Source organism: Pseudoalteromonas sp. APAL1 (assembly GCF_021532475.1).
GTDB classification, from domain to species: domain Bacteria; phylum Pseudomonadota; class Gammaproteobacteria; order Enterobacterales; family Alteromonadaceae; genus Pseudoalteromonas; species Pseudoalteromonas lipolytica_C.
On record NZ_JAKGAW010000038.1, the window covers coordinates 1 to 19,164 of the forward strand.

The window sequence follows — 19,164 nt, forward strand, 5'->3', positions numbered from 1 at the left end:
GCCCAGATCCCACCGATTACAGGAACAAAACCAATTAGTACCCACCAGCCTGATTTATTACGGTCATGCCAGCGTTTAATTTGAATAGCTAGCGAACACCATATAAGTGGCACATATAAGATAAGCATAATTATAGAGATAGCTGATTCGCTACCACCCGAAAGCAATGCGGCAATAAACATTAAAACGAATGAAGCAGCAATCATCCCTAGTACTGAAAACCAATAGGTTTTGCGAGGAATGCGGCCGTTAAAAGAAAATAGTATTTCTTTTACACTAAGGCTTGTTGTTTCTGTTGAAGTTGATACTACATTTGATTCTGGGGCTTGATATACGTTTTCTGACACTGTCATTTCCTTTGAATTGTGTTTTAGTAAACTACTATTATTTGTTAGCTCACTGATTTATAACATTAACTAAACTAGTATTAGCAAGAATAAGATAACATAAATTTAGTTAATTTGGGTACTAATAAATTTCTTAGCTCTTTTTTATGTAACCTTTTACCCTAAGTTAGTAGCTTACAGAGCATAAAAAAAGCACCATGAAGGTGCTTTTAATTAACTCGGTTGTTGCCAATATTTGGCATATAAATTTGGGTATGTTTGTTTTAAATACTTGGTTTTATCTTTAAAACGTTTACCTTTTGGTTGCTCAAGGCCAGATGGAATAAAAGGTAACTCGTCGTCATTACGTTCTTCGTAAAGCATACCGGCAATTAAATCGTATTCGTCTAAATACGGGTAAGGCTGTTCGTTTAAATGATAAACCGGCGTACACTCTGCAATTGAGTCTGGGTTTTCAAGCGCCTTTAAAAAAGCCTGTTCACCACGTGAAATAAGCCAACATAAAAACTCAGAGAAACCATAATCGTCATTACAACCGGCCATTACATAAGCGGCACCAAATAAGTCCCAGGTATAGGCTTTGCGCATACGTAGGTTAAACTGCTTATCAAATTCCATCAGCTGTTCGTCAGATAAATCAGTCAGCTTTGCTTTTAATGCATTACAAACAGACTCAGGCTCAGCAGTTTTATCTTCGGCGGTCACGAGTTGCCAAAATTCACTTTCGCTTAAAACACTCATGATAAAATCTCTTTCACGCGCCCTACTTGACCATCATCAAGTTGAACTTTAATGCCATGCGGGTGATTCGGTGATTTAGTTAAAATACGTGACACCACGCCTTGAGTTAACTGACCTGTTCGTTGATCTTGTTTTAATACAATGTTGACTTCGCAGCCAATTGAAATTTGTGAACGCGTAGGCACTGCCATTGCAAAATCTCTTTCAATAATTTTTGCCGATTATAGCTATTTGCGGCTGGCTTACCAAATTAAACCTGTTTGATTGGGCTGTTTTTAAGCAGCTCCTTTGGCAATATCTCATTTAAGCGTTTAATGATAGCATCAGCCTTGCCTTTAATTTGAAAGTCGTAACCTTGGCCGTTGCCATCTAATATGACGGCTAAATAGTTATCAGCAACTTTCAGTTGGGTAATACGGCTTAATTCAAGTGTCTCTTCTTTATCACCATAATAAACCTGCTTAACTGTTAGGCTTGTGTCTGTTGTCGTGAGTGTTTTACTAAGGGCTGTTTTGGCTGCGAACTTTTCTGTTGAGCGATAGGCCTGCACCATAAAACCGATTGCAAATATAAACCCGTTATAAGATACAATAGTATTTGGTTCCGATTGCACACTATAGACACCGAACCCAACACATAGCACAGCCAGTGCTAAATTTAGAGTAACTAACTTTTTTGAGGTTAAATTCATCATTATTCCTTTAAAAATGAAATTGCTTTTGCATTAATAGCTAAATCTACAGCGCTCAATTCTTTGATAATTAGATTGGTAATTAACTGGGTTTGCTCAGCGGTTAACGGCGGTTCTTTACAATAACAACTTACTTTTAGTGATTGCGGTAGCTTTTTTAGATCAGCAGTATGAGTTAACCATGAAAATTCGTGTACCTGATCTTTTGCTAGTTCACACGCTTGTGTTAACGCAACTCGAATTGCTTTGTCTTGACGTTTTTCAGTTTTAGTCATGTTCTGCTTGTTGTTTTTTAAACTCTTCGTAACTGTCCTGCTGGCGCTTTACACACTCGTGATACTCTTTATCAGCCATATAATTGCATTCACTTAAACGTGCCGATTGAATTTCATGATAACGGGCATCTGAGCTACACGCTGATAAACACACAGCAACAGTCGCGATTACGGCCAATTTTAAAGCATTAAAAAACATTTAATTTCCTTTATGTAGTTATACATTGGTGCTGCATTTTCCTGTATATTGCGTGGGTTTAAATAATATTACCAAAGGGTTCTATATGATGTTGTCGCAGTTACAACAGCTGTTTCAGCGTATCGATAAAAGTAAAATTTTTCAATCATTTGTTATTGCTGTTATTGTTATTTCGGCATTAACAGTCGGGGCACACACCTATTCACTTCATCCAACGGCCGAGCTTGCCTTACATTGGATGGACTTAGGCATCACGGTTTTCTTTTTAGTTGAGCTAGTGATCCGCTTTATTGCAAGCCGGGGCTTTAAAGATTTCTTCAGCAAAGGTTGGAACATTTTCGATTTTATAATCGTAGTTGGTAGCCTTTACCCTGCAGCTGGTTCAACAATTTTTATCGCTCGATTACTGCGTATTTTCCGCGTGTTGCGACTTGTATCAATGATCCCAGAGCTTAGACTGCTGGTTAACTCACTTTTAAAAGCTATTCCGCAAATGGGCTATATCGCCCTGCTTATGTTTGTGATCTTCTATATTTATGCCGCTATGGGTAGCATGTTATTTGCTGATATTAACCCGGTATTATGGGGCGATGTATCTATTTCTATGCTCACCCTGTTCAGAATTGCCACGTTTGAAGATTGGACTGATGTTATGTACGAAACTATGGCTGTGTATGAGCTCAGCTGGATTTTCTACCTAACGTTCATCTTCTTAACAGCCTTTGTATTTTTAAACATGATGGTCGGCGCAATTTTAGAAGTTATGTCTGAAGAGCATCGCAACGCCCGAGAAGAGCAAACATCTGATGCCGACATGCCAGCTACCAAAGGGCAAATTGCTCAGCTACAAGCTGAAATGGCCGAACTCAAACAACTATTGAAAGAAAAGCAGTAAGGTTTTTAGCTATTAGGCGCTAGGACCTAGACCCTAGCGCCTGCATTTTAAAACTTATTAATATCAAGCAGCTTTTTGCAATCTAACTCAACCTGAATATTTACGAGCCAACTCTATAATCTCTTCTTTTATAGCTTTCACTTGTTCTTGAGCAGCTGGATGCTCTAGCAAACCCAATTCAATAATGCCTGTGCATTTATTTATAAATGTTTCAGTAGAATTATTTTTCGGTATAAAAATTACATATGCAAACCCAGGCATCAAACTTGGTGTACAACCACCTGGTTTAAGCAATATATTTTTAGGTATAGATTTATTAGCCGATAGAGTGTCAGTTAAATCAAAATCAACTTTAACGTTATTAGTCTCAGAGGTTTTTATTAGTTTTAAATTTGTGACCTTGATTAAGTGAACTGACTTAGATGTTTCGTAAAAATGTTCTAATGAATACCCACAATTACAAGCAATAGCTGAAAATGATTCAAAGCTGAGTAAAAAAAAAGCACCCGCCAAACAATTCTTTTTAATGTCATTAAGCCCTTCATTTAACCTCAAAGCATTTATTTAAATTCATTAATTACTCTCAAAATAAGCTTGATATCTGGCCTTCTGCTATTTTTGTATGACATATAAACAATTCAAAAGGCATACCAATATACATACCTTGATGAGCAGATGAATCCAACACTTCTATAAATATATCAGCAGTTTCTCCATCAAAGAACTCTTTACCCTCTTCAAAAATAAGTCTACAGCTGGTATCAACACGGTTCAAATACGAAATTCGAGTGTAACAACCACTTCCAGTATATCTAAATGCATGAGGGGGGCGTTTTATGACTAAGAATGTAACTTTTGCTGAAATATTCATTACATATCACCCTCTTTTTTCTACTTTCCATGGTGGGTTTAAGCGGTTTTCTCCGGCCCAATACAATTTAATTTTATTCCCTGATGGGTCTTTTAGAATTGCTTCTGTCCATAAATAACGCTGGGCGGTTGGTGGCTGTTCAAAACTAATGCCTTTTTCAACAAGGCTTGCATAAAGCTCATCGAGCTGCTCATGTTCAAAATAAATGACCGCATCATTACTAAACTCTTCAGTTTCTAATGACAACGAAAATGTGGCATCACCATCTGGACATTGAAAGCGTGCGTAATGCGGGGTATCCACAATCTGAATCATTCCTAATGTTAAATAAAAGGCCACCGCTTCGTTCATATCCTTTACAGGCAACGTCACCTGATTGAGATTCATTAGTCACTCCAATGTAATGCTTTATTCGTTGCTTCAGCATATCGCGTTCATTAAATTAAGCAAAAGATAAGTGACGAAAGTAAAGTTAGCGAGTTTCAAGTTTCAAGGAGGAAAGTTAGAAAGCTACAAGGTGAAAGTTTGTAGGAGGCGTTTTAACGCCGAACATCTAAATTCACGGCTGAAGCCGTTCCTACGTGATTCGTCGTGGGCGTGAAACTTGTTTCGCGCGTTTGTAGGTCGTGCTTTAGCGCGTAATTTGAAAAATGTTCAAGGTTTTGTCGCCATAAATGACGACCTACACCAATATCACCTTTCGGCTTGGGAGCCGTTTCAAAGCCTAATATTATATTGCTCACGGCTAAAGCCATTCCTACACAAGTTCCATATGCAATATTGGAAAAGGCTTGCCCATATCATCTAAAGGGGAACGTGAGGCAACTTTAAAACCCATGTGCTGATAAAACCCAACTGCAAGTGGGTTTTGCTCATTTACATCCACTTTGTTGGCAGCTAATTGCTCAATTGCATAGTTCAGAAGTGCTTTACCAACCCCCTTACCTCTTGCGGCATCTAAAATGAACAGCATTTCTATTTTACTAGCGTGTACACCAACAAAGCCTAAAATTGTTTTATGTTCACTCTTAATGCACTTTAAAGTTACGTTGGGAAAAGCTTGCTCAATAATAATTGGCTTAAAAAAGGCTATATCGTCTTCTGTTATAAAATCATGGGTCGCTCGTACTGAGTTTTCCCACACATCAAGTAGCTCTGGATAATCATCAGAGTTCACACTTTCTATTTTCACTGTAATCCTTTTTTATCATCAAGTACTTTATGTAGTTCGGTTAATGATAAAGATTTATAAAAATACCAACCTTGGACTTGATGATCAGAATTATATTCTTTTATAAAGCTGTATTCTTCAACCGTCTCAACACCTTCAAAAATGACCAGACGATTTAGATTTGAAACCAGAGACATGATGGCTAATACCATATCCTTTTTAAATTCATCTGTGATCGATTGGGTAAGTATTTTATCAATTTTAATGATATCGAAGTTAATCTCTGTCAGCCAAACAAGGTTAGATACCCCGGTTCCAAAATCATCAAGCGCTATGACGAAGCCAAAATCTTTTGCCCTTGTAGCAAAATCAGATAACTCTTTTAGAGGCAAACCTATACGCTCCGTTATTTCAATTTTAACTTGCTGAGGTTTTATCTGATACCTATCACAAAGCTTATTCAAGCGGTCTAAATATTCTGGAGTCTGAATTTCATAAGCATTTACATTAATGGCAACTGTGAATTCTGGGTCACGATGCAAAATCGGGGAAAGCTCTATAAATGCTCGTTTAACTGAGTCATATGCCAACTTTGAGTACAAACTTAACTGCTCTGCAATACTCAAAAATAGTTCAGGTGATACGTTTCCATGAACCGCGTCTTTCCACCTAACCAAGCTCTCAACACCGACAATTTTACAATTTTTTAATTCAATAATTGGTTGATACTCTAAATATAAATCGCCGCTTTGAATGGCCTTACGCAGCCTAAACTCGATTGAATGATTCTTATCTAAAAATGAAATAATAGAGTAAGCAATTAAAAAGCTGACTAACCCGATCAAACAAATAAGTAATGCAGATACATACACAGGTAAATAAAGTAATCCAGGACGATTATTCGTTGTTTCAACACAGTATTGAAACTTTTTACTACATATTTCTAATACCTGAGATTTCAAAAAAGTATTGTTTTTTAATTGGTACTGCGACGAGTAATTATGAAAAGTATGCTGCTTATTTTTTGACACAATTTTATAAGAAAACCCCTTATCTAAATGATCAAAACTCTTAAAAGGCTGATTGATAGTAAAAGCAATAACGTTATCTTTTTTTGTAATGTCATATTTAGCCGGAACAGGGAAAATACCACCAACTTTAGCAGCAAATTGATAACCAGAAGGTGAATGATAAAAAACCCCTTCAAGTAAAAAAGGAGCGTCTAATAATCCCCAGTTAGCTGAACACAAAACCCTATCATCAAAAATCAATCCTAAATCATGGGTGTATTCATATTTTGAAAGAATTATACGAAGTTCGTTTATTGTCGTTGCATCACACTGACTCGGGGATATAGCAGAAACATCTCGCATCGAAGCCGCTAAATCACTCGATATGCTTTCTGCTTTTAATAATAAAGAATTGGCAAACTGTTTTTGGTAATTTAGTTGTAGATAACTAACAATGAGGTGAAAGGAAAAGATAAAAAAAACCATGATAAAAACTATATAGATAGTTTGTTTATTATTGTTTGTCTTTAATGTTTTTCCTTTCATGCGTAACTTATCTTTTAGTTATATTATTACAAAAACTAAACCTTAATTACCATTAAATCAACAAATTCCAATAAAAAAGGAACAGAAAATCTGTTCCTGATATAGAAAATGCATTTTGACCCAATTTTAACTACACCTTAAACTTACCGACTAGGTCGGTAAGTAGATGAGATAGCTGATTCAACCGCTCGCCATTTTCACGCGCTCCCTGTGCAATATCACTAACATCGTCAGCGGCGTTTTTAATTTCTACAACATTACGATTAATATCTTCAGCTACGTGCTGTTGTTCTTCGGCTGCGGTCGCTATTTGTGTGTTTAAATCACTTATATTAACGATTGAAGCAGTAATTTCGCTAAATTGCTGCTGTGCAGAATGCGCCAACTCAACTGTTTTATTTGTACGGTTCAAGCTGGTTGTCATTTCTTTAGACACCTGATCAGACATCTTGCGCAACGTATCGAGTTGACTTGCTATTTCTTCTGTTGACTCTGATGTTCTTTGCGATAGCGCTCGGACCTCGTCTGCAACAACAGCAAATCCTCGACCATGGTCACCGGCACGTGCAGCCTCAATAGCAGCATTTAGCGCTAATAAATTAGTTTGTTCAGCAATGCCACGTATAACACTGAGAATCGACATGATATTTTCACTTTCAGCATCGAGTTGGTTTATATCTTGAGTTGCTTTGGTGATCACTTCTGACAAAGATACAACGCTATCAACCGTCTCAGTAATAACACTTTGTCCAAGTTCAGAGGCTTGTTGAGTTTGCGAAGCAAGTTCGGCTGCATTTGCACAACTGGCAGAAACCTCATTTGCTGTTGCCGCCATTTCATTAATAGCTGTTGCCGCCATTTCAAGAGCTTGCTGTTGTTGAGATGTTGAACCCGATAATTGAGAAGCTTGTGACGAGGTGTGTGCAGAAGTCTCACTAACATTCTGTGCGCAGTCATTAATTTGCTTAACCAAGTCCGATATCAAGTTTAAAAATAAATTAAAGCTGTTTGCTAGTTTTGCTGTTTCATCGCGTGTTTTAATAACTAAACGCTTAGTTAAATCACCTCCACCTTGGGATATCTCCGTAAGGCCATCACTTACCTCAGCAATTGGTGCAGAAATTAATTTAGAAATATAGCTAGCAACAAGAATGAATACAGCAATCAGAATTGCACTGATGACTAAAATGGTAATAGTCGTTGCGTTTGCTGCACTCATTACTTCAGATTTTTCAACTAGACCGATAAATTTCCAGCCTAGCTTTTGCGAAGTATAAATATTAGCCAAGTAATCTTTGCCATTAATGTCTATTTCAAACTGACCATGATTGTTATTGGCAAGCTGTTTGTATTTACCATTATCAATCTGGCTTAATTGTTTAAACCGATAATCAGCATTTTTAACATCAACCAGCACATTGCCACTATCTTCAATCAGCATTAGATAGCCGGTTTCACCAAGTTTAATGTTAGCAATAATATCCGTAAGGCCCTGCAAAGAGACGTCCATGCCCTGTACGCCAATAAACTCGCCAGCTTGTTTAATGGCTTTTACTGTGGACACTATAACCATGTCATCTGCCGCCCAATAATAGGCATTGGTTCTTACTGTTTTTCCATTTGCTGCTTTACCCGTTTTATACCAAGGCCTAACTCTTGGGTCATAATTTGCTGTCACTTCACCCTCTGGCCATTGAATATAACCACCTTGCTCGTTCCCCATGTAGATGTAAGCAAGGCCTGGATGGGTTTTGCCTAAATGATCAAATAAGTTAAATGCGGTTTTTTCTGTGTTACTGCCATTTGCGTGCTCAAGTTTCACTGAATTAGGCGATTGCATATGGGTTTTAACGCCTTGCTCGGCGTCTAAAATAGCGGAATGAGAAGCAAGATAATCGACGTTTTTCTCTATTTCGTCAAAAAACATACTAATGCCGTTATCGACTTGTCTCGCCTCTCGTTCGCTTAGTTCAGCGAAATTATCTAATGCCTGCTGTCTTAATTGAGTAATGACTAAAACGGCAATAATTATAAGAGGAAGCGCAATGGCCGATGCAAAAGATAACTTTAATTTTTTAGAAATGTTCATGGAGAGTTCTCAGCTAGGTACTTACGAAAATATAGTTAATCACTTAACTTTCAGCAAGCTATTTAACTTATATTCAATACAACTAAACCACCATTGATAGATTAATAAAATAAGCAATAAGAATTGATATGTACCTACACTTTATATTGACACAAACTTGTAATGTACTAACTTTAAATATTGTGATTAACACGATTTTAACAACAATGGACTTAGCGGTTTCCAACCAATTGGCAGCATTTGCAGGAAGCAAAATTGCTGCCTATTCTTCTCTTGATTTAATAAACAGCAGTGCAGTATAGATAGTATTAAAACAACTTAGCGTAGTAAGTCTTACTGAATCGATAAATCAGCTAGCGTCTAGATTGCCTATCCCTACCCCATATTTAAGCATATAGCTAAGTAAGGCCTGAGCATCTGGGTGTTTATCTGCTTTTAACCCTGTTACAACACCTTGTTGATCTTCATCCGATTTATGCTGGCCTAACTTCTCTTTTGCCTGAATTGAGTCAAGTTCAATTTTAATACCCACTATGCCACGTAATAACTTTGCTTGGTAATCGGCTGGCAACAAACTAGTGTCGTTTAAAATACTCGGCTCGTATTGGCTAATTAGCTCATCGAGGCATGCTAAGGTGTTGTCATCATCGAGGTACTCTACTTTCCCTATGGCATGAACTGCAGCGTAGTTCCAAGTCGATACAGCAGGTTTTTCTGCATACCAAGTGGGTGAAATATAACTATGCGGGCCATTAAAAACCACTAATACACGCTTATCTTGCAAGCTTTTGCCATGACGATTCGCTCGTGACACATGACCATATAAAGTGCCCAACTCGCCTTCATCGGGTTTATAAACTAAAGGCAAATGTGTTGCCTCAAACTCACTATCAACCATCAATGCAAAGCTGTAGTTTTTGATAAACTGCGACACTCGCTCTGGTGTCATTTTCCATTTATTGGGGGTGTGCATTACTTTCCTTTAGTGCTAAAAAAGGCCAGCAAACTGCTAGCCTTAATATTGAAATGTGTAATTAATGTTGGCCATCAACAATAATGCGTAACATACGACGAAGTGGCTCTGCAGCACCCCATAACAGTTGGTCACCAACCGTAAACGCACTGATATATTCAGGGCCCATCGCTAATTTACGAATACGACCTACCGGAATAGACAAGGTGCCGGTTACTTTTACAGGTGTTAAGTCTGTTGCAGTAATGTCACGATCATTCGGGATCACTTTCACCCACTCGTTGTGAGAGGCAAGGATTTCTTCAATTTTCTCAACGCTAATATCTTTGCGTAGCTTAATTGTCATTGCTTGCGAATGACAACGCATTGCACCAATGCGCACACATAAGCCATCAACAGGGATAGGCTGCTGGCTGCTACCTAAAATTTTGTTCGCTTCTACCTGCGCTTTCCACTCTTCTTTACTCTGACCGCTTGGCATTGGTACATCAATCCAAGGGATAAGGCTACCGGCTAAAGGCACACCAAACTGATCTTGTGGTAAATCGCTTGAGGCAATTTTTTCGGTAACTAATTTATCAATTTCAAGAATCGCAGCATTAGGATCAGCAAGTTTGTCTGCCACTGTTTCGTGAATTGCACCCATTTGCGCAATTAACTCTTTCATGTTACGTGCACCAGCACCCGAAGCGGCTTGATATGTCATTGGGCTAACCCACTCAATCAAGTCTTGTTCAAATAGACCGCCTAGCGCTAGCAGCATTAATGATACAGTACAGTTACCACCCACATAGGTTTTAACACCTTGCTCTAAGCCTTGATCAATCACGTCTTTATTGACTGGATCAAGAACAATAATGCTATCGTCACTCATACGCAGTGCCGATGCTGCGTCAATCCAGTAACCTTGCCAACCTGATTCGCGTAATTGCGGGTAAACGGCTTTGGTATAGTCACCGCCTTGGCAAGTGACAATAATGTCCATCTTCGCAAGCTCAGCGATATCATTAGCATCTAAAAGCGGTTTAGCAGGACCCGCAAGATCAGGGCCTAATTGACCGGTTTGTGAGGTGGTGAAAAAAGTGGTGTCGATTTTAGAAAAATCATTTTCTTGTTGCATACGATCTAATAACACAGAGCCAACCATGCCCCGCCACCCGACTAATCCTACTTTTTTCATTGTTTGTTCCACTGTTTGATTCATTCCAATTACCTAAACTGTTAAAAATTAAAGTCCATTGCGTGAGAGTTTAATTTTTACAGGGATAATCTAGCATTGCGGCCAAAGCAAAACCAGCGCAAACCGAGTAACATCAAAATTTTTCATCATCGTATTAGCGGACAACCGTCTGGCAGCACTAAGTTAAGCGCACCAGCATGCACTTCAAAACGTTGTTGTTTTGAGGTGATTGGCTCGCCATCTAAGTTTATTGGCATTTCTGTTTGTGTTTGCCATTCAAGCCATGGCACTTGAAAACGTTTTACCCATTGCTGTGATGAATTAGGATAGTTGCTTAGCTCTTCGATAACCGCTGGTACATCTGAAATTGTAAATGATGTAAACGCCACTAAATCAACCAAGCCATCGTTTATGTATGCATGTGGTGAAAGTTGCTGACCACCACCCGCTTGGCGGCCGTTACACACGGCAGCAGCAATAATATCGCCCGAAGTTCGTTCACCATCAGGGAGGGTAAGCTCGCCACTGTAAGGTACAAAACTCAGCGCTTGAACAAGCCCTGCCAAGGTATATGCGCCACCACCGAGTAAGTTTTTCAGTGCAGGTGGTGTGGTTGCGGTAATTTTTGCCCCAAAGCCCGCACTGGCTACGTTTACAAAATAACGTTTATCAACCTCAACTGTATCAATTGCATACGGCTGACCCTGTGCGGCAAGTTCAAGTGCTGGCAAGTACCCGTCAGGAATGTTAGCGGCTGTGGCAAAGTCATTTGCCGTGCCCATTGGTAAAATAGCAAGCTCTAAACGCTGTGATTTTTCCATTTTCATTAATGCATTAACGGCTTCATTAACAGTGCCATCGCCACCAGCCACAACAACACGTTTCACGCCTTCCTCAGCGGCCTCATTAATAAAGCGCTCAATGTCACCCCCTTCATAGGTAACACGCACAGCAAGAGACTGACTGGCTCGAAATTGACTAATTGCTTCACGAAGCTGCTCATCAGCCGCTTTTTTGCCATTTAAAATTAATCGTAAGTCCATTTTTAATCCCTGTTTTAACACTTAGAACTACCATAACACGCAATGGTTTTTAGACAAAAAAGCCCTGCTATTGCAGGGCTAAATCAACGTTAGGATTTATTATTGTATCCTTCCTTGGGGAGTTTAATTAAAACTCGTAGCTGAAGCCTAAGCTAAACTTAGTGCCTTCTTCTTTCTTCCAAAGTGATAAACCTTCTTGCTCAATTTCTTTATCTTGACCAAGGATGTTTTCAATTTTGAACTTCACTTTTGTGTTAAAGTTCGGGAAGTAAGAATAAACTAAATCAAGCGAATGGAATGGCTTCTCTTCTGCATCTTCATTACCGCGAGTACCCGGTACAATAATACGCGGACCAAACACGTTATATACAAGCGATGTCGAGTGGAAACCATCAGCAGAGTCATAACCCATCTGTAAGTTTGCTACCCACTCAGAGTGACCTACTAAACGGCGCTCATCATTAGTAACAATGTTAGACACGGTATCGGCATCAAGTGCATCTTTTAATTGCTGCTCAAACAACGAATCAACGCCGTCAGAATCATCAATACCTAGTTTCACACTTGAGTCAGATAGCGTAACGTTACCCGACAAGAACACACTCGACCAATCGGCACTGATAAAACTAAAATCAGTCAAGAAATCAACTTCAATACCCGTTAACTCACCCGATTCAGCGTTTGCAGTTAATAGCTGTGGCGCAGCACCACCTACACCTGCAAGCTCTACCATTTCGATAGGGTTTGTAATGTCTTTGTAGAACAATGCAACTGATAAGTTATTGCCCGATGCCATATACCATTCAAAACGGAAATCAGCATTTTTAAGTTTTGAGCTTTGTAATGTCGGTGAACCACGAACTAGGAATTCAGTTAACGGATCAACGAAGAACGTTGAGCTTACATCACGCATATCTGGACGAATGGTTGTTTCGCTTAAATTTAAACGAAATTGCATTTCTTCATCCATAATATAAGTCACAGCTAAAGATGGATAGAAATCATCTTCTTTAATTGCTACTTCAGCTAGCTCTTCTGTTGTCGCATCAAATAAATTACTGTGAGCCTTAAATGGAACCGATACTTGGGCAAAATCTTCCCAGCGAACACCACCAGTAATACGCCAAGTATTATTGATGAAATAATCAGCCATAAAGTAATAAGCATCTAACTTATGCGCCGCACTGTATTTATCACCGTCTGTTGTTCTGTCATCAAAAATGCCAGAACCGGTTGAACTTGCGTAAAAAGCATCATTGTTGATGTTATCGTAAGCGAAAATTTCATCTAAACGTGAGCCATAGGTAAAATCATCAGCAATACCACGGTGCGTAATACCAAATGTCGTATTATTTGCAGTACGTGTTTTCTCTGAGAAATCGCCACCCACTTTTAGTTCAAGCTCATAGCCTTCACCATAAAATGGCATGCCCATGTTCCAACCCCAAGTATCAACTTCATCATGAAGAACTTGGAATTCACGGGTTACGTTAGTAGCTGAAACATCTTGTAATTGCTCAGAAACAAACGAACCATCGTCGTAGTTACGTTGGAAAACAGCATCTACACCACCTGGTGCATCACGATTTGCACGACTTGTGCCGGCATACCAATCAACAAACAAGTTGTTAAAGTCGATAAAGTTGTGTGTGCCTTTTAATTGGCTAGAGAACATTTCACGCTCTTCGTACACAACATCAACGCGACGAAGGTCACGAACACCTTCTTCAGTTTCGTTGGCATCATAGAAATTACGATTACGAACACGGTCACGCATGTCATGCAGTGCAATGTTTGTCATCTCAATTTTATGGTTTGAATTAAACTCATAACCAATATTGAATGTACCACTCCAACGCACATTTTGTTCCGTTGATGTGCCATCGTAATACTGAGCAAAACACTTGTCTTCACAACCTAAGCTGCCAAGGTTAGTACCACTTTTTTCTTGTGCTACTTCCCACTCATTTTCGTACGAAACAGCGGCAAGTACACCAAACGTACCCATTTCACTTTCAAAGCGGTCGCCTAGCGACACTGAAAAGCTCATTTCAGGATCAACGTCTTTTTCAGTTGCTGAAATGTTCCAATCAAGAGCCGACATCAATGCTTGGCGTTCAGCCAGTGTTGTGTTGATATCGCCTTCAAGGCCCGCACCATAAAAGGCATCGATGAACTCACTTGGTAACGCACGAGTACCATCATCACGCCCCATCCAGTCATCATCACCACCTTCATAGAAGTAGCCTGTATCACTGTTATTGGTGTTATAAGAAGTACCAATATCGACTTTAAATAAAAAATCAGTCGGAATTGATTTGGTTCTAATATTTACGTTACCACCACCAAAATGCGCTGGCATATCAGGTGAAAACGATTTTTGAACACTTAAACTTTCAATAATATCTGATGGAAATAAGTCAAGCGGTACAACTGAGCGAGTTGGGTCAGGACTTGGTACATACATGCTGTTAAGCTGAGTACTCGAATATCGCTCACCTAAACCACGAACATAAATGAACTTGCCATCAACAAGTGTCAAACCTGTTACACGACGAAGTGCCGATGCAGCATCGCCATCACCAGTACGAGAGATTTGCTCTGCACCCATGATATCGGCAACGAAAGCTTGATTTTGACGCTCTTGAAGTACCGCCCCAGCACTCCCTTTTAAACGCTGTCCTACAGCAACCACTTCTTCAATTTCTTGTGCTTCATCCGCTGCATAGGCAGTATTCACTGATAAGCCAACTAATGCTGCAAGCACTGCGTGGTTTATCTTTGAACGCACAAGTTTAGAGGGGGTAAAAGATTTCATTATTATACTCCGAAAACAAAACTAGAAGCTGGCCGGGGTTGCCCCCGACCATGGATTAGAAGGGCTTAGTTAAGACCTACTTTTACCCAACCTGCTGTCCAGTCTGTTTGCGCATCCATTGCACCGATGTAATCTACTTTATCGAAGAAGCTATTTAGGCTTGAAGCATCGAAACCGTTACCAAGTAGTGCTGATTCTGCACTTGGTTGATAACCGTTGTCGCTAAGACCTAACATAGCTGCGTCCATGATAGAGTTACCTTCTTGGCCTTCGAACCAAGATTGAACATTACCCGTACCAATTGCTTGGCTTGAGAAGTTATTATCTGCTGTACATGCAACTACTGAGTGGCTGATTGTTAGTGAACCATCTTCAGCGCGAGGAGCTGAATCTGCACCCACTCGTAAGCAGTTTTTATAACCTTCACCACCTGTTACTACTACGTTTTTAAGCATACCCGCAGTACCTGCACGTAAACGGATACCGTTTACACCATCTGCACCGATGATAGTTACGTTAGAGATAGTAGGTGTAGTTAAAGGTGATGCATTTGAGTCAAACTCTGAGTTATCAGCTTCAATTGCATTATCACCTTCTGAAGAAGACTGCTTGATTAATACATATTGTGCATTACCAGTCCAACCGAATGACCAATCTAGCGAGTCATCACCGATGTTTGTCAGTACTAAGTGGCTGATGCTTGCAGTACCACCGAAGAACTCAACACCGTCATCCAGGTTTTCGTGAACGTGGATATAATCAAGTTCAGTTTGGCTACCAACACCTGCAAGTGAAATACCGTTAAGCTCATCACCGTTACCAAGTGTTTTACCGGCTTGTTTTACAACAACATACTTAAGTGTGCCTGAGTTATCTTCTGGTTGGTTACCACCGAATTGACCAGCATCACCTTCTGCAGCAACACCACAGTTTGCAAGTTCATCAGCTGTTGTTTCACCCACTTGGTCACCACAAGAGTTAGCTGGTGCGTTACCAAGAAGTACCACACCACCCCATTGACCAATGCCAGTTTCAGCACCTGTCATATCTTGGATTGATGTCATCACGATTGGTTGAGTTGCAGTACCTACCGCTTCAATCTTAGAATCACGACGAACAACTAAGAAGTCATCACCGCTTTCACCGATTAGCGTTGTACCAAATTGAACATAAAGAGTAGCACTATCAGTGCGGTCACCACCCACTGCTGTACGACCTTTAAGGATCCAGTGAGCATCGTTAGTTAGAGTTACGTCAGATGTGAAAACAACATCTTGTGCTAACTGATACACTGGCTTATCGGTAATTTGTGGGAAGCTTGCTGAAACATCAGTCGCTAGACCTTGTTCCATTGCGTTTGTGATATCTGTAGGGAAGCTAGGGTTAACAGCAACTGTCCAACCTTCCATCCAGTTATTGTCACCGTCAAATGCACCAATGTAGCTTGTTTTAGTGAAGAATGGGTCAAGCTCTGACGCATCAACACCTGCACCTAATAGCGGCGAGCTAGATTTAGGTGTGAAACCATCTGTAGCAAGGTTTAGTGTCGCTGCAGTAAGTGTTTGGTTACCAGTTTGACCTTCGAACCAAGATTGAACATTACCAGAACCAATTGCTTCAGTACCGAAGTTATTCTCTGCACTACATGCTACCACTGAGTTTTCGATAGAAAGCTCACCAGACTCAGCATTTGCAACAGAGTCAGAACCTACACGTAAACAGTTTTTGTAACCTTCTGGGCCTGTGATAACCATGTTACGGATAACACCCGCTGTACCTGCGCGAAGACGAACACCATTTTTACCGTCAGCACCAACAATCGTTACGTTTGAAAGTAATGGCTTAGTTAATGGTGTAGCGTTTGAATCGAATTCTGAGTTGTCAGCTTCGATTGCATTGTCACCTTCAACTGATGATTGTTGGATATATACGTTTTGTGCACGACCTGTCCAACCAAATGACCAGTCAAACGCGTCATCACCAATATCAGTTAGTACAACGTTACGAACGTTTACAGTACCACCGAAGAACTCGATACCATCGTCAAGGTTTTGGTGAACTTGGATGTATTCAACTTTTGTTTTAGAACCAACACCCGCGAATGAAATACCATTTAGCTCATCGCCGTTACCTAATGTTTTACCTGCGTGTTTAACAACAACATAACGAACAACACCTGAGTTGTCTTCTGCATCGTCACCACCAAATTGACCTGCATCACCTTCAGCTGCAACACCACAGTTTGCTAGCTCTTCAGCTGTTGTTTCACCTTGTTGGTCACCACATGAGTTAGCCGGTGCATTACCAAGTAATACTAAACCACCCCATTGACCGATGCCTGTTTCTGCACCTGTCATATCTTGGATAGATGTCATAGTAATTGGTGCTGTTGCATTACCATTAGCATTGATTTGTGAACCACGACGAACAACTAAGAAGTCATCACCTGTTTCACCGATTAATGTAGTACCTGCTTGAACATATAATGTTGCGCTATCAGTACGGTCACCACCCACTGCTGTACGGCCGTTTAAGATCCAGTGAGCGTCATTTGTTAATGTTACATCTGCTGTGAAGGTTGTATCTTCAGCTAAACGATAAACAGGCTTGTCAGTGATTTGTGGGAATTCAGATGAAACGTCTGTCGCAAGACCTTGCGCCATTGCATTTTCGATATCAGTAGGGAAGCCACCATTGATAGCAACAGTCCAACCTTCCATCCAGTTGTTTGTTGCGCTAAATGCACCGATTTGACCATTTGCTAATAATGGTGAACCAGCTAAAGGCATATAACCATTATCATCTAGCATTAAATCAGCCGGTGTTAGAGTTTGGTTACCATCTTGGCCTTCAAACCATGCTTTTACAGTACCGCCATTAATGGTTTCACTACCGAAGTTATTAGCAGGTGTTTGACAAGCAACAATAGAGTTAGTGATAGTGAGTGAACCATCTTCAGCGCGAGGAACTGAATCAGAACCAACACGTAAACAGTTTTCATACGTTGCAGGGCCTGTAATGAAAACGTTTTTCAGCATACCTGCAGTACCTGCACGTAGACGAATACCATTGTTACCTTCAGCACCCACGATTGTTACGTTTTCAATTGTAGGGTTAGTCAGTGGTGTAGCGTCTGAATCAAACTCAGAGTTATCCGCTTCAATCGCGTTGTCACCTAAGTTCGCAGCTTGTTGAATATATACATTTTTCGCAGTACCAGTCCAACCAAATGACCAATCTAGTGAGTCATCACCAATGCTTGTAAGTACCACGTTGCTTACGTTTACAGTACCACCAAAGAACTCAATACCATCATCTAAGTTTTCGTGTACTTGAATGTAATCAACAGTCGTTGCAGAACCAACACCTGCAAATGAAATACCGTTTAATTCGTCACCATTACCCAGTGTTTTACCTGCATGTTTAACAACTAAGTATTTCAATGTACCTGAGTTATCATCTGCAACATTACCACCGAACTGGCCTGCATCACCTTCTGCTGCAACACCACAGTTTGCAAGTTCGTCTGCCGTTGCTTCGCCTTGTTGGTCACCACATGAGTTTGCTGGTGCATTACCAAGAAGAACTAAACCACCCCACTGACCGATAGACGTTTCAACATTAGTCACATCTTGAATCGAAGTCATTGTGATTGGCTGGCTTACAGTACCTACCGATTCGATTTGTGAACCACGACGAACAACTAAGAAGTCGTCACCCGATTCGCCAATTAATGTAGTACCTTGTTGGATGTAAAGAACAGCATTATCTGCACGATCGTTACCAACCGCTGTGCGACCATTTAAAATCCAGTGAGCGTCATTTGTTAACGTTACATCTGCAGTAAAAGTAGTATCTGCTTTCAAACGGTAAACTGGCTTATCAGTGATCGTTGGGAATTCTGAAGAAACAACTGTCGCTAAACCTTGTGTTAAAGCATTTTCGATGTCAGTTGGAAAACCTGTTGTCGCATTTTGAGAATCATCACGACCTGACTGATCGCCGCCGTTATCACCATTGTCACCACCGTTATCGATGATATTAGTGATGTTATCGCCTTCATTTACAGTGGTGTCGCCTTCTTTAACGACTAAATCACCACCACAACCAGCTAAAGAAACTGCAGCAGCTACCAGACTAACTTTAAATAAGTCAGATAATTTCATTGTTCACTCCGTTAAGATAGATATTTAATTATTGTGTTAGCGCATAAACTCAAGTCACCGAAAAGCACTGAAACTTAATGCTTTTGGGTCACTTGAGTTTTAAACTGCGACTACCTTACGGGAGCTGTATGACAAACTAGTTACACTTT

At 40.1% G+C, this 19,164-nt stretch carries 19 protein-coding genes; 1 reads left to right on the forward strand and 18 read right to left on the reverse strand.

All coding sequences use genetic code 11. The features are described 5' to 3' along the window. From L1264_RS21515 to L1264_RS16255, 6 genes are all read right to left on the reverse strand, one after another. The coding region (locus L1264_RS21515; protein ID WP_235404227.1) for a DUF805 domain-containing protein at window positions 1–347 on the reverse strand (347 nt) is incomplete at its 3' end. 213 nt (window positions 348–560) lie between these two features. Then, window positions 561–1,088 carry a DUF4240 domain-containing protein gene (locus L1264_RS16235; RefSeq protein WP_199527696.1) on the reverse strand — a complete coding sequence of 176 codons (528 nt, stop codon included), beginning with the start codon at window positions 1,086–1,088 and terminating at the stop codon, window positions 561–563. Continuing rightward, window positions 1,085–1,279, reverse strand: coding sequence for a YwbE family protein (locus L1264_RS16240; RefSeq protein WP_036971837.1), 195 nt, complete (start codon window positions 1,277–1,279; stop codon window positions 1,085–1,087). The genes L1264_RS16235 and L1264_RS16240 overlap by 4 nt, the downstream gene beginning before the upstream one ends. A gap of 59 nt (window positions 1,280–1,338) precedes the next feature. Then, window positions 1,339–1,779 carry a hypothetical protein gene (locus tag L1264_RS16245; RefSeq protein ID WP_199527697.1) on the reverse strand — a complete coding sequence of 147 codons (441 nt, stop codon included), beginning with the start codon at window positions 1,777–1,779 and terminating at the stop codon, window positions 1,339–1,341. A gap of 2 nt (window positions 1,780–1,781) precedes the next feature. Further along, complete coding sequence (locus tag L1264_RS16250) at window positions 1,782–2,054, reverse strand: hypothetical protein (RefSeq protein ID WP_199527698.1); 273 nt, start codon at window positions 2,052–2,054, stop codon at window positions 1,782–1,784. Beyond that, the gene (locus tag L1264_RS16255; RefSeq protein WP_135926471.1) at window positions 2,047–2,253 is read right to left on the reverse strand and encodes a hypothetical protein; all 207 of its coding nucleotides are present in this window, start codon (window positions 2,251–2,253) and stop codon (window positions 2,047–2,049) included. Before L1264_RS16255 ends, L1264_RS16250 begins: the two co-directional genes overlap by 8 nt. An 88-nt stretch (window positions 2,254–2,341) precedes the next feature. Between L1264_RS16255 and L1264_RS16260 the strand changes: the two genes are divergently transcribed. Continuing rightward, the gene (locus L1264_RS16260) at window positions 2,342–3,148 is read left to right on the forward strand and encodes an ion transporter (protein WP_171040467.1); all 807 of its coding nucleotides are present in this window, start codon (window positions 2,342–2,344) and stop codon (window positions 3,146–3,148) included. A gap of 87 nt (window positions 3,149–3,235) precedes the next feature. On the opposite strand, the gene L1264_RS16265 is transcribed toward L1264_RS16260, so the two are convergent. The 12 genes from L1264_RS16265 to L1264_RS16320 all read right to left on the reverse strand — a co-directional run bounded on the left by L1264_RS16265 (window position 3,236) and on the right by L1264_RS16320 (window position 19,015). Next, complete coding sequence (locus tag L1264_RS16265; RefSeq protein WP_199527700.1) at window positions 3,236–3,661, reverse strand: hypothetical protein; 426 nt, start codon at window positions 3,659–3,661, stop codon at window positions 3,236–3,238. A gap of 70 nt (window positions 3,662–3,731) precedes the next feature. Beyond that, a complete protein-coding gene (locus tag L1264_RS16270) occupies window positions 3,732–4,019 on the reverse strand; it encodes a hypothetical protein (RefSeq protein ID WP_199527701.1) in 288 nt (95 codons plus the stop codon). Window positions 4,020–4,025: 6 nt separating this feature from the next. After that, the gene (locus L1264_RS16275; RefSeq protein WP_199527702.1) at window positions 4,026–4,406 is read right to left on the reverse strand and encodes a VOC family protein; all 381 of its coding nucleotides are present in this window, start codon (window positions 4,404–4,406) and stop codon (window positions 4,026–4,028) included. A 152-nt stretch (window positions 4,407–4,558) separates the two neighbouring features. Beyond that, window positions 4,559–4,762, reverse strand: a complete 204-nt coding sequence (locus L1264_RS16280) for a hypothetical protein (protein ID WP_199527703.1) — start codon at window positions 4,760–4,762, stop codon at window positions 4,559–4,561. Window positions 4,763–4,776: 14 nt separating this feature from the next. Further along, a complete protein-coding gene (locus L1264_RS16285) occupies window positions 4,777–5,211 on the reverse strand; it encodes a GNAT family N-acetyltransferase (protein ID WP_199527704.1) in 435 nt (144 codons plus the stop codon). Beyond that, window positions 5,208–6,746 (reverse strand): EAL domain-containing protein, encoded by a 1,539-nt coding sequence (locus L1264_RS16290; RefSeq protein ID WP_199527705.1) that lies wholly within the window; start codon window positions 6,744–6,746, stop codon window positions 5,208–5,210. Before L1264_RS16290 ends, L1264_RS16285 begins: the two co-directional genes overlap by 4 nt. A 130-nt stretch (window positions 6,747–6,876) precedes the next feature. After that, entirely contained in the window at window positions 6,877–8,835 is a 1,959-nt protein-coding gene (locus tag L1264_RS16295; protein WP_235404229.1) for a methyl-accepting chemotaxis protein, read from the reverse strand. Between the two features lie 349 nt (window positions 8,836–9,184). Further along, the gene (locus tag L1264_RS16300; RefSeq protein ID WP_199527707.1) at window positions 9,185–9,808 is read right to left on the reverse strand and encodes an FMN-binding negative transcriptional regulator; all 624 of its coding nucleotides are present in this window, start codon (window positions 9,806–9,808) and stop codon (window positions 9,185–9,187) included. Window positions 9,809–9,869: 61 nt separating this feature from the next. Beyond that, a complete protein-coding gene (gene asd / locus L1264_RS16305; RefSeq protein ID WP_199527708.1) occupies window positions 9,870–11,012 on the reverse strand; it encodes an aspartate-semialdehyde dehydrogenase in 1,143 nt (380 codons plus the stop codon). Between the two features lie 122 nt (window positions 11,013–11,134). Next, the gene (gene yegS, locus L1264_RS16310; RefSeq protein ID WP_199527709.1) at window positions 11,135–12,031 is read right to left on the reverse strand and encodes a lipid kinase YegS; all 897 of its coding nucleotides are present in this window, start codon (window positions 12,029–12,031) and stop codon (window positions 11,135–11,137) included. 127 nt (window positions 12,032–12,158) lie between these two features. Next, complete coding sequence (locus L1264_RS16315; RefSeq protein WP_199527710.1) at window positions 12,159–14,849, reverse strand: TonB-dependent receptor plug domain-containing protein; 2,691 nt, start codon at window positions 14,847–14,849, stop codon at window positions 12,159–12,161. A 65-nt stretch (window positions 14,850–14,914) separates the two neighbouring features. Further along, window positions 14,915–19,015: a hypothetical protein gene (locus L1264_RS16320; protein ID WP_199527711.1), complete on the reverse strand. Its 4,101-nt coding sequence runs from the start codon at window positions 19,013–19,015 to the stop codon at window positions 14,915–14,917. Window positions 19,016–19,164 lie beyond the last annotated feature (149 nt).